General features: G+C 67.4%; 1 protein-coding gene. It reads left to right on the top strand.

Features of this window, described 5'->3' with window-relative positions:
* Window positions 1–209 precede the first annotated feature (209 nt).
* Window positions 210–13,754 carry a filamentous haemagglutinin family protein gene (locus tag AC1DCU_RS06515; RefSeq protein WP_478013579.1) on the top strand — a complete coding sequence of 4,515 codons (13,545 nt, stop codon included), beginning with the start codon at window positions 210–212 and terminating at the stop codon, window positions 13,752–13,754.
* Window positions 13,755–13,788: the final 34 nt, after the last annotated feature.

Raw genomic sequence — 13,788 nt, forward strand, 5'->3', positions numbered from 1 at the left:
TGCAGTGCTGACCGACAGGCCGTCATCTGTAGATGAAATTTTTGTTGCAGCGGTTCAGTCGCTGCCATCCAACCCGGTCTTATCCACCGTAACAAGCGCAACGCAATGCGGCGTCAGGCTGGCTCCTGTTCCTGGGGGTGCGCCGATGGAGTGCCGCTACGGCATGTGCTTGCCCTTATCAGCGAACGATATTGCGACGGGTGATGGCGATGGTGAAGCAGCAGAACGATCTGGGCATGCGCGCAGCTGCACGGGCACCGCAGGTGCAGCCGCTGGCGCAGGCCATTGCCCTGTTGCTGATGGCAGGCGGCATGGTGGGCGGAGTATCGGCGCAACAGGCCTTCAGCCCTGCGTGGTTCGCCAACAAGGGCGCACAGCAGCAGACCGCCGCGCAGAGCGGACGGCTGCCCAGCGGCATGCCGTCCAATCTGCTGCGCACCGATGCACAGGCGCAGAAGGCGCGTGAGACGCTGCAGACCTCGCTGGACAATCTCGGCACTGCTGCGCAGGCCATCGCAATGCAGCAGCGCCTGCAGCAGAGTGCCCGCGATGCGGCGCGACTGCGCGTCAGCCAGGTGCCCGATGGCCTGGGCCAGGGTGGCCTGAAGATCGACGACGATGCGCTGACCAAAGGCTGGTCCAACGCCAGCGGTCCGGTGCAGAGCAGCAAGGACGGCACCACCACGGTCAGCATCACGCAGACGGCCGACAAGGCCATCCTCAACTGGGAAACCTTCAACGTCGGCCGCAACACCGTGGTCGACTTCGACCAGCAGGCGGGCTGGTCGCTGCTGAACCGCATCAACGATCCGTCCGCACGGCCGTCGCAGATTCTTGGCCGCATCCAGGGCCAGGGTACGGTGATGCTGGTCAACCGCAATGGCGTGGTGTTCGACGGCAGCAGCCAGGTGAACGTGCGCAACCTGGCGGCCTCGGCGGTGAACATCAGCGATGCGCAGTTCCGCAAGGGCCTGTACAGCGATGCGCAGGGAACGGCTTTCATTCCCACGTTCGGCAACGAACTGAGCAGCAGCGCCAACAGTTTCGCGCATGCGGCAGCCACCGGTGATGTGGTGGTCGAGCGCGGTGCGCAGATCACCACGCATGCGCCTACCACCGTTACCGAAGGCGGTGGCTATGTGCTGCTGCTCGGCCGGCAGGTCAGCAACCATGGGCAGATCAGCAGCGCCAACGGGCAGACCGTGCTGGCCGCTGGCGATGCGTTCGTGATCCGCAAGGGTCTGGGCACCGACCAGAACCTGACCTCCACCACCCGTGGCAACGTGGTGACCGCACTTCGCGCGCCTGCAGCGGCCGGCATGCCGGTGGACGCTGCGGCAGGCGTGGTCAGCAACACCGGCCTGGTGCAGGCCAGCACCGGCGACATCACCCTGGTTGGTCATGAAGTGCAGCAGCACGGCACGCTGGTGGCCACCAGTTCGGTGCATGCACGCGGCACCATCCATCTGCGCAATGAGCGCAGTGACACCGAAGGCAGCATCCAGCTGGCGCAGGGCAGCACCACCGCCATCGTGCTGGACGACTCGGCCACCACCGCGCTGGATGTGCAGCGCGAGACGCTGGTGCTGGACTCGGACAAGGCCGGCGATGGCATCCAGCATCGCCGCGACCAGTCACTGGTGCAGATCGATACGGCCGGCGATGTCAGCTTTGCGAAGGACAGCCTGACCCTGGCCACCGGCGGCCAGGTGTATGTGGATGCACGCAGCACCGAGCTGCAGCAGGGCGCGCGGATCGACGTGTCCGGCCATGTCGGCGTCAAGATCGCGATGGAAGCCAACAACGTCCAGATCAACGTGCAGGGCAACGAACAGCGCGATGCGCCGGTCAACCGCCTTGGCGAGAAGCTCAGCAGCAACAACATCTGGCTGGACCGGCGCGACCTGACCCTGGTGCCGGCGGGCACCAACGGTTACGAGGCCGATCGCTGGTACACCGCCGGGGGCTTGCTGGAAGTGGGCGGCTATCTGGGCGTTACCGGTCACGGTATCGGTGAATGGTCGGCGCAGGGTGGCTCCGTGCAGTTCAGTGGCGGCAACCTGCAGACGCGCGCGGGCTCGCAGATCAACCTGTCCGGCGGCACCTTGGACGTGCAGACCGGCTATATCCAGCAGACCCACCTGAAGGGAGCCGATGGCCGTCTGTACAGCGCCTCCACCGCACCGGGCGACCTGCTGTACACCGGCCTGTACAAGGGCTTCGAGAGCAGCCACGCCCGTTGGGGCACTACCGAATACCACTACAACCCGCTGATCGGTGCGCGCCAGCGCCTGGAGAACGGCTACGTGGTGGGTCGCGATGCGGGCCGGATGATCGTGGCCACGCAGTCGGCGCAGCTGCAGGGCGACATCGAAACCGCGACGTTCCAGGGCGACCGCCAGATCAATGCCCGCCAGATCGATCTGGATGGCTACCTGCAGGCGCAGACGGCAGTGGCCCGCAATGGCCAGCTGGTGATCGGCCAGCAGCGTGCGGTGCAGGACAAGGGCACGCACGGCCTGCGCTACACACCTTCGGCCGTGACCGGCAAGGTGCAGATCGGCAGCGTGCCGGTTGCAGAAAGTGACAGCAGCACCGGCATGCATCTGGATGCGGCGTGGTTGAACAGCCTGGCGCTGGGGGGCCTGCAGGTCTACGCACGTGATGCGGTGGTGGTGGACCAGGCGCTGCAGATGGCAGCAGGGGGTTCGCTGGGCCTGCATGCCACCCAGGTGCAGGTGAATGCCGATCTGGTGGCCCGTGGTGGCGCGATCGCGCTGGGCAACATCGTGCCCGGCTGGAGCGAGAGTACCGGTTGGCTCGATCGTGCGCTGGTTCCAGTGGCTGCCAACAGCCGTGCACGCACGTTGCTGGGCGAGGGCGTGCTGCTTGATACCCGTGGTCTGTGGAGCAACCTGCAGACCGAGCCACTTGGCATCGAGGGCATGCCCTATGTGGATGGTGGCAGCATCCAGCTGCGCAGCAGCCAGGATGTGCTGGTGGCGCGCGGCGCACGCCTGGATGCCTCTTCGGGCGCAGCGCTGCAGGCCGACGACCACCTGCGTGGCGGTCGCGGCGGCGACATCGCGCTGATCGCCAACGCGCTGGAGGAAGCACCGGTGGCCGGCATTGCGGCGGGTCAGCTGAGCCTGCAGGGCGATCTGCGTGGCCACGGTGTCAAGGGCGGCGGCACGCTGCGGCTGCAATCGGGCAAGGCGGTGGTGATCGGTGGACAGGTGGCCGGCAGCGACGGCCTGCTGCGCGCGGGCGAAAGCGCGCCAATCGATCTGCTCACCTCCGACACCTTCCAGGTGCTGGCGGGCAGCACATTGCCGGTCGACTATGCCTATACCCGCGTACAGGCCCAACCGGGAGAGACGCTGGGCACGCAGCCGGTGGTGGACCCCGCCCGCCCGGAAACCCACCTCACCCTGGGCGCGAGCTGGACCCCACCCAAGCCGGTGGCCAACGCCGACTCCTACATCCTGCGCACGCTGGATGGGCGCGCGTTCACGGTGAACGCATGGACGCCGCCGCCGACCCTGGCGGCGGGCACCGTCGTTACCCAGATCACCGGCTTCCAGGGTGGCTTCCCGATCAACTATGCGGTGCCGGCGGACGTGTTTCCGCAGGGCATCCGGGTACTGCCGTCGGCGGCAACGCTGAAAGCCGGCAGCGTGGCACCGACCGATATCCGTTTCGCCGCCGGCACGCGCATCGGCGCCGGCAACGTGCTGGCGCAGGATGTGGCGGTAGAGCGCCCGTTGCAGCTGTCCAGCGAGTTGTTCGGGCAGGGCTTCGCGCGCTATGAAGTGACTGGCCAGCAGAGCCTGGCGGTGGCACCCGGCGCCGACCTGCGGGTGAGCATGCCGGTGCTGCAGCTGGACCTGGAACATGCGCGGGCACTGCGCAGTGGCGGCGCGCCCGGCGAGGCATTGCAGGAATGGTTGGCACCGGAATTCAGCGCTGACACTGCCAAGGCGACGCTGCAGCAGCGCAAGGGGGCCGACCTGCAGCTGCGTGCAGGCAGCACGATGGGCGCGCTGGCAACGCTGGCGATCGGCGAGGGTGCGCACCTGCAGGTGGACAACGGGCGCAGCATCGGTCTGGCCGGCAATGGCCAGATCACCGTGGACGGCACGTTGCAGGCCCACAGCGGGCGCATCGACATCCTCGACATGGGGCTGGGTGAGATCGCCGCGTCGCCTAAGAGCCACGACCGCTCGCTGTGGATCGGCGATCACGCCGTGCTTGATGTTTCCGGCGTGGCCCAGGTTGAACGTGATGCACGTGGCCAGCGTTTCGGCCAGGTTGGTGATGGCGGCCGCATCCAGCTGGGAGGCCGCTACGATGCCAACGCCACCAGCGTGGATGGTGTGGACGCATTCGTGGTGGTGCGCCCCGGTGCACGCCTCGATGCCTCCGGTGCCAGTGCCACGCTCGATGTGCCTGGCCAAGGGGCGACTGACGTGGCCGGCGATGGTGGCGTGCTGCACCTGGCCAGCTTCAATGGCCTGTTCCTGGAGGGCAGCCTGCGTGCAGCTGCCGGTGGGCGCGGTGCCGCCGGCGGCACCCTGTCGGTGGCACTGGAAGCACCGAACTATCTGCTGGCCGGCAATCCAGACGATCGCGTGCGCTCGTTGCGCGAACTCAGCGTGACCCAGCAGCAGGCAGATAGTGGCCTGGCTGCTGCGCTGCAACCCGGCCAGCGCGATCCAGCGCTGGTCTATGGGCGCGCCGCGATTGGCGTCGACCGCATCCAGGCCGGAGGCTTCGGCAACCTGGGCCTGCTGGTCAATGGCGTGATGAGCTTCAACGACGGCGTGGACCTGGCCATGAGCCAGGGCCTGCGCCTGACCGCCAGCAATTTCAGCCTGGCAGAACACAGCGGGAACGGCGCGCAGGTGGCGCTGGCCGCACCGTATGTACGGCTGGCCGGCAACACCCGTGGTGCGAAGGATGCGCACACCCTGCCGTTGCCCGAGATCCAGCGCCTGCCTGCGTTGCGCGATGCCTCTACGCTGCGCGTGGAAGCAGGGGTGCTGGATGTGATCGAGTCGGTGGCCTTCGGCACTTCCGGCAAGCTGGCACAGGGCGCTGGCACCATCAATGTGCAGCGCGATGGCTTTGAAACCGTGGAGCTGCGCAGCAGGGGTGACCTGCGCCTGCTCAAATCCAAGGTGCGCGACCGCAGCTCGATCGATACGGTGGGCGACCTGGTGCTGTCCGCCAGCCAGATCTATCCCGCCACCCAGGCGGTGGCTGAGATCCGTGCCGGCAAGATGGGCACCGTCGACCAGTGGGGTCAGTTCCAGGTGGTGTACGACCCGGCACGTTCGCTGCGCGTGGAGCGCAGTGGTGACGCGCTGCCGGCTGCACCGCTGGCGGCGTTCGGTACCTTGCGGCTGTTGTCGTCCAACATCGAACAGGGTGGCGTGGTCCGCGCACCGCTGGGCGAACTCCTGATCGGCCAGGCCGACGGCGGCACCTTCGGACTGGCCAGCCGCGTGCAGTTGTTGCCGGGCAGCGTGACGTCTGTCAGCGGCGCGGGCCTGCGCATGCCTTACGGCGGTACCAAGGATGGCCTGACCTATGTGCATGACGGCCTGGATGCGGTCTACAAGGGCATCGGTGTCAGCGGCAACGAGTTCGGCGGTGTCACCCTGCGAGGCGAGAACATCGATGTGCAGGCTGGTGCGGTGCTGGACCTGTCCGGCGGCGGTGAGCTGAGTGGCGCGGCGTTCCTGAGCGGGCGTGGCGGTTCCACCGATGCACGCTTGCATCCGTTGGTGCAGATCGATGCCAACGGCGGTGGCTTCGTGCTGCCTGGCCTGTCCAGCAATCCGGTCTATGCGATCGTGCCCGGCGCACAGGCCGATGCCGCACCGATCGCAGCGGAGAAGGGCGCGGGTGATCCGGCCATCGGCCGCCAGATCCAGATTGGCGCGGGTGTGCCGGGTTTGCCGGCCGGAACCTACACCTTGCTGCCATCCACCTACGCGCTGCTGCCGGGTGCATTCCGGGTGGAACTCAATGGCCAGGCCAGCAGCCAGGCCGGTTTCGGCGCCAGCACGGCGATGCGCAACGGCTCGTGGAGCACGGCGGCGCGGTTCAGCACGGCCGGCACCGATATCCAGGATGCGCTGACCTCGCAGGTGATCGTGACTGCCGCCGACACCCTGCGGCAGTACTCGCAATACAACGAAACCAGCTACGCGCAGTTCGGCCTGGCCTGGGCGCAGCGTGACGGTGCACCGCGGCCCCGGCTGGAGCGTGATGCCGGCAGGCTGACGCTGGATCTTTCCAATCGCCAGGCTGACAAACCCGAAGTGCATGCGCTGGCGATCGCGCCGGGCAGCGTGCGTGGCGTAGCCGCCAGCGGTGGTTACGGCAGTGAGCTGGTTGTGCGCAGCCCAGGTGCGCTGGAAGTGCTGGCGCCCGGCAGTACGGTCACCGACGGCTTCAGCGGCCTGTCGGTGCATGCCGATGCGCTGAACGCGGTAGGGGCCAACACGATGACGATTGGCGGGACGCCTACGTCGGTGTTCCAGGCCAACCGCATCACCCAGGACGCCTACAAGCTTGGGTTCGGCAGCAACGGCCAGGCGTCGTCGCAGGTGGTGCTGCGCAGCGGGGCGCAGCTGTCGGCCGCGCAGGTGTTCCTGGTGGCCGGTGCGCGCGAAGGTGGCATCACGGTGGAGCAGGGCGCATCCATCACGACGCTCGGCCAGGGCGCGGCGGCGTGGGATTCGACCGCTGGCTATATCTTCGACCCCGGCACCACGGCGGTGCTGGCGGTATCCAACGGTTGGCTGGACATGCTGGCACCGGGCACCAGCACCGAAGCGCGCTATGGACAGGGTGACATCCTGATTGGTGGTTGCGGTGCCGACCGCAGCTGCAGCGGTGCCGCTACGCTGTACGCAGGCGGTACCCTCACCGCCGCCACCACGGCGGGCTTCGAGCTGGCCGACAGTGCGCGCTACGGCGCCCGCAACCTGGTGCTGGCCGTTGGCAACATCAACGTTGGCAGTACTGATGCGCTGGCACGGATGGCCGCCGAGGGCCTGCTGCCGGCTGGACTCACCCTCAACCAGCAGGTGTTGGATCGCCTGCTGCGCGGCGATGCCAGTACCGGTGCGCCTGCATTGGAAAAGCTGGTGCTGACGGCCGGCGATGCGGTGAACTTCTTTGATTCGGTAGAGCTGTCCACGCTCGATGCCAGCGGCAAGTCAACGCTGGGACAACTGGTGCTGACCGCGCCCGCCATCCGTGGCCAGGGCGATGCCGATGCAGTGGCCCGCATCCGCACCGATACCCTCGTCTGGAACGGCAGTGCGCGTCCGGCTGGCGATGTTGTTGCCGGTGGCGCGGGTACAGGCAGTGGCCAGCTGCAGGTGGATGCGCGGCAGATCCTGTTCGGCTATGCCGAGCAGTCCCAGCCCGACACCGTGGCCATGCATGGCCGGCAGACGCTGGGCTTCGGCACGGTTGCACTGAACGCCAGCGATCGCATCAGCGCCAATCACATCGGCAGCCTGTCGGTGTACCAATCGCAGGGCGCCTGGAACGGGCAGGCCAAGGCCTTCGATTACAGCGGCGGTGACCTGCTGATCAGCACCCCGCTGTTCACCGGCGCAGCCGGATCGATCAATCGCATCCGTGCCGGTGGCCGCATCGCCGTGGTCGCAGCGCAGGGCGGCAATGCGGTCGCCAGCGATCCGGCAGCGGCGCTGGGCGCTGAGCTTTCACTGCAGGCCGGCCGCGATCTGCTGCTGGATACCCGCGTACAGCTGCCCAGCGGCAAGCTGCAGCTGGCGGCGCAGGATGACGTGCGCCTGGGCGATGGTGCGCAGCTGGACCTTGCCGGGCGCCGCATCGACATGTTCGATGTCAGTCGCTACAGCTGGGGCGGTGATGTCACCCTGGATTCCCAGGCCGGCAGCATCGTGCAGGCGGCGGGCTCGCGCATCGATCTGTCGGCGGTGAACAACCGCGGCGGTCGGCTCAATGCCAGCGCGCTGGGTGCAGGCGCTGGCACTGTATCGCTGGCTGGCCAGATGCTGGGTGGCAGCAGCGGCGGCTACGACACCGGCGGCACCTGGGTGCCGTACAGCAGTGCCTATCTCGATCTGCGTGCGCAGCACATCGACGACTTCGCCGCCCTCAACACGCGTCTCAACGCGGGGCAGGTCTTCGGTGGCCGCAGCTTCCAGCTCAAGCAGGGCGACCTGGTCATCGGTGATGGGCTGAAGGCGCGCGAGGTGAACGTCTCGGTCGATGCCGGCCATCTGACCGTGCAGGGCCATATCGACGCCAGTGGCGAACAGGTGGGCAGCATCCGCCTGGCCGCCCGCGACGGCCTCAGCCTGGGCACCGCTGCGGTGCTGGACGCGCATGGCAGCGTGCTGCGCCGGGACAGCTACGGCCAGGTGATCGAAGCACCGAACCGTGCGGTGATCGAACTGGATTCGGGCAATGGGCTGCTGGCACTGGCCGCTGGCGCGCGCATGGATCTCGGTGTCAGCGATGCACCGGCGGCGTACGGAACGGTTGTGCTCAATGCCCCCCGCCTGGGCGGCGCGCGTGGCAATGATGTGGCGATCGATGCTTCGGCGCCTGTACGCATCGATGGTGCCCGCGCGATCACCGTCAATGCTTTCCAGACCTACACCGATGCTGCCGCCGGCACCGATGCCACGGTGGATGGCCGCAGCTACCAGGTCATCAACCAGGCGTACCTGGACACGATCCATGCCGACAGTACGGCGTTCATCGACAACGCGCTGGGCAACGGGGCGTTGATCGACGGCAAACTGGCCGGGTTGCGTGCCTATGGCGACCAGTTCCATCTGCGGCCGGGTGTACAGATCAGCAGCAGTGCCGACGCGCTGGTCAATCGTGATGGCCATCTGCATGTCGATGGCGATATCGATCTGTCCGGCTATCGCTACGCCAGCCTCAACCCGCATCTGCAGAAGACCCGCCAGTACGGTTCCGGTGAAGCCGGTGCGCTGGTGCTGCGTGCGGCGGGCGACCTGGAAGTGTTCGGCAGCATCAGCGACGGTTTCGACGGCTCGCGCCTGCTGGTGGGCAGCACACCGGATGACAAGGGCTGGCTGTTGCCGAACGGGCGTATTCCGTTCGGCGGCGAAGTGGTGATTCCGCATGGCGGGGTGGTCACGCTGGATGCCGGCAGTGCGTTCCAGCCGGGACGTACACTCAATTTCGACCTTCCCGCAGCGGCGATGCAGTTGCCCTCGGGTACGCAGCTGCCGTCCCGCATGACCCTGGCAGGCGAGCTGGCGTTGCCGGCCGGCACCGTGCTGGGCGCGGCCATCCGCGATGGCAATGGGGTGCTGCTGCATGCGGCCGGCACGGTGCTGGCGCAGGCCACCACACTGGCGGCAGGCACGCAGTTGGACGCGGGTTTCCGCGTACCTGCGGCCACCTCGATGGCAGCCGGTACCTGGCCGGCCGGCGTTCCGCTGCCGGTAGGCATGAGCCTTGCGCAGCCGCTGCTGCTGGCCAAGGGGGCGATCCTGCCGTCGGAAACCGACGTCAAACTGCCAGGCAGCGCAGAGTCGATCAACCTGCGTCCGGCCGATGCCAACGGCAACCAGGGGCGTACCTGGGCACTGGCGCCGATGCTGGCAGCCGGCTCGCAGTCGTTCGACCTGCGCCTGGTGGCTGGTGCCGATCTGCAGGCGGCCGACACCCGCGCCATGGCGCGAGGCGCCACCGGCACCGTGCGCCTGGCCGATACCCATTACGGCGTGCTGGTGGAGAACGCGCCGGTGCCCGGTACGGGCATCCCCGCCGAGTATCGCTGGGCGGTGGACGTTGATGCTGATACCTGGAACTCGATCGGCCTGCCCAGCCAGGTGATTGCCGGCGAAATCATCACCCAGGACAACATCGACATGTTGATCCTCTTCGGCCTGATCACATCCAGCCCGCTGGAGCTCAATGGCTGGGGCCTGGGGGAGCCGGTGTACGAAGCCAACCCGGGAGTGCCGCCGCAGTTCGCCGACATCGCCCGGCCCGCCCGCGAGCAGGTGTTCAGCGTGCTGCGTACCGGCACCGGCGACCTCGACCTGGTGGCAGCCGGTGACCTGCAGATGCATTCGCCCTATGGCGTGTACACCGCCGGTACGGCGTCGTCGTCGCTGGCCGCCGGCAATGGCGTTGACCCCTACAACCAGCCACGCGGCGCGCTGAAGGATGGCAGCCTGCTGTGGAAGGATCAGGAGGCTGCTTTCCGGCCATTGATCGACGGCGGCACGCAGAGTCTCTACAGCGCGTGGTATCCCGAACATGGTGGCAACGTGCTGGTGCGCGCCGGTGGCAATCTGGTCGGCGACCTGATCGGCGCGGGTGGCGAGCCCCGCAACACCGTGTCCTTCGGCATGATGCGTGGGCAGATCGGCTCGGTGGCCATCGGCAATTGGTTGTGGCGACAGGGCACCGGCAGCGTGACGCCGGGCAGCGACGGCACGCCCGTTGCGTGGTGGGTCAACTTCGGCACCTACGTGCCCGGTTCGGCCGATGGCAGCTACCTGGCAAATTCCAACGCACGCTATGCCAATGCCCCGTTCCTGGCCGGCTTCACCGGCGTGGGCACGCTGGGTGGCGGCAACCTGGTGGTGGAAGCCGGCGGTGATGCCGGTATCCAGTCCGCCCGCGGCGATGCACGCCTCAACCAGGGCGCGCAGAGTCTGGACAAGACGCTGGTACCGCGCAGCCAGGGCCTGAACCTGGTGGTCGGCAGCAGTGGCCGCATGACCGCTGCGGGCGATCTGGTGCTGACCGGTGGCGGTGACCTCGACCTGCGTATCGGCGGCAGCCTGAACCCGAACGCGGAACTGCGCCGCAACGAACACGACCTCAACAGCACGCTGGTCAACCTGCGCGGTGCCTTGCGCGTGGAAGCCGGCGCGCTGGGTGGGTTGCAACTGCGCTACGGCGTGCTGGACCACATCGATTCGCGTGGTGGCGATCCTTTCGCGGCAGGCCGTGCCTACGCCGGTGGCGGACCGGTGCTGGTACTTGGCGATTCGTCAGCACGGCTGGATACGCGCGGCGATCTGGTGCTCGGCGGCGTGGGTGATCCCGGCCGCACCAAGCTGCTCAATGCCACGCCGTTTACGTATGCAGGCCAGCAGGTGGCGGGCGAGGGGTGGAGTTCGTTCTCGCTGTGGACACCTTCCACCAGCATCGATCTGTTCAGTGCAGGCGGCAACCTGACCCCGACCACGGAGTGGGCCGGTGGCGCCAACAACGAAGACATCGCCATCGACCGCCGTGGCAGCAACGCATCGGGCACTCTGGATGGCGATTTCTATCCTTCCATCCTGCGTGCGGTTGCGGCCAATGGCAGCCTCTACTACGGCGTGGGCACCACCGCGCTGCGCAACAACTTCGGCAGCACACCACTGCGCGTGCTGCGCGGGCTGACACTGGCGCCCGCGCCGCAGGGCAGCCAGTTCATCAACGCCACCGGCAAGGGCGAGCTGGCCCTGCTTGCGGGCGACTCGATCTACGCCAGCGGCTACGCCATCACCGCATCCACCGCCGACCCGAGGGCACTCAGCAGTCCGTTCAATCCAGCTTTCATGGGCATCACCGCGCAGACCGGTGGTGGGCCGAATGGCTTCAGCCCCACGCGCATCCACAACGCTGCGGCGGCCAACATCGCCTTCAACGACTGGATCACCGATGGCAATGGCCGCATCAGCAACGCCTCGTTGCTGAACTTTGGCAGCCAGGCGACCTCAAGCTACGCCGCCGTGGGCCAGCAGCCGGCGCGCTATTACGCCGTGCAGGGTGACATCGTTGGCCTGCGCATGGGCCAGATCGCCGAGCTGGGGCTGAAGGCACGCGATGGCTACCGCTATGACGGCTCGATTCCGGTGGCGATCCGCGCCGGCCGCGATATCAGCAACAGCGGCACGGGCCTGGGCCAGAAGGACACCGTCGGCGAGGGCCGCGGCAACCTGATCGCGCACGGCCATGCCGATGACATCTCGGTGGTGCAGGCCGGGCGTGACATCCGCTTCAGCACCTTCTACGTCACCGGCCCGGGCCTGCTGGATGTGAGTGCCGGCCGCAACGTCTACCTGGCCGACAAGGGCGAGATCAAATCGCTGGGCAACGTTGTCGATGCCGGTTCCAGCGACCGCGCCAGCGGTGCCAGCATCGTCGTGGCCGCCGGCATGGGCGCGGGTGCGGACTGGAACGCATTTGCCGCGCGCTACCTGGATGCAGTGAACCTGGCCGATCCGGAGCGGCCGCTGTCCGAGCAGCCTGGCAAGGCCGTGTCGATCTACAGTGGCGAACTGACGCTGCCGCAATGGCTGCAGCGTGAGTTCGGCTACAGCGGCGATGCCGCCGGTGCCGATGCCTTCCTGGCCAGCAAGCAGGCCGAACTGGACCAGGCGCGTGCTGCGTCGCTGGTCGGCGGCGGCAATGCTCCCACACGCTCGTTGGCACGCGAGTTCCGCCTGCAGAGCCAGTTGCATCTGGTGAACTGGTTGAGCACCCGCTTCGGTGCCGACAATGGCCTGGGCCTGCATTTCGATGCGGGCACGATGGATGCGCGCACGTTCTTCGCGGCCCTTCCGGCCGAACAGCAGCACGCGTTCCTGCGCAATGTCTATTACGCCGAGTTGAAGAGTGCCGGCCGCGAGTACAACGATGCCAACGGCAAGCGCTTCGGCAGCTACGTGCGCGGTCGTGAAGCGATCGCCACCCTGTTGCCCGGCGCAGACAACGGCGGCCGCTACAACGGTGACCTCACCCTGTTCAGCAGTGCGCTGTATGTGGATGAGTACATCAGCACCAACGGTGTCGGCAAGGATCGGCCGACGCCGGGCAAGACCTATATCAGCAAGGCCGAGTGGCAGGCGATGGGCAGCCCGTCCTACGGTGTGGCGTACTACGAAGTGGTCGACGCCGGCATCCATACCCAGTTCGGCGGTGACGTGCAGATCATGACCCCGGGCGGGCGCACGCTGGTCGGCATCGACGGCGGCTTCGTGCCGGGTGCCGGTTCGGGCGTGATGACCCAGGGCGAGGGTGACATCAGCATCTACTCGCGCGACAGCATTCTGCTCGGCCAGAGCCGCGTCTTCACCACCTTCGGCGGCAACATCCTGGCCTGGTCGGCCGGCGGTGACATCAACGCCGGACGCGGCAGCAAGACCACCGTGGTCTACACGCCGCAGCGTCGCGTCTACGACAGCGTGGGCAACGTCACCCTGTCGCCGAACACGCCCACCACCGGTGCCGGCATCGCCACCCTCAACCCGATCCCGGAGATCGCACCTGGGGACATCGACCTTATTGCTCCGCTGGGCACCATCGATGCCGGTGAGGCCGGTATCCGTGTCTCCGGCAACGTCAACCTGGCGGCGCTGCAGGTGCTCAATGCCGACAACATCCAGGTGCAGGGCAAGTCCGCAGGCGTCCCGGTAGTGGCAGCGGTGAATGTCAGTGCGCTGACCTCGGCCAGTACCGCTGCCAACAGTGCCGTGCAGGCCGCGCAGGAGATGGTCAAACGGCAGACCCAGCAAGCGCAGCCTTCGACCATCAGCGTGCAGGTGCTCGGCTTTGGCGAGGCCACCAGCAGTACCCGTCCGGCCCGCGATGACGACCGCTACGACCCGGACAGCGTGGTGCAGGTGGTGGGCATGGGCGAACTGACAGCCGAACAGCGTGCACGCATGGCCACGTCTTCGGCCAAGCGGCAATGACGATGCCACTGCCAACCCGTTCCGCATCGCCTTC

It is taken from the genome of Stenotrophomonas sp. 10L48, assembly GCF_056395105.1.

Coding starts and splice junctions, on each gene's coding strand:
- AC1DCU_RS06515 (WP_478013579.1), top strand. CDS start 210: ATGGTGAAGCAGCAGAACGATCTGGGCATGCGCGCAGCTGCACGGGCA.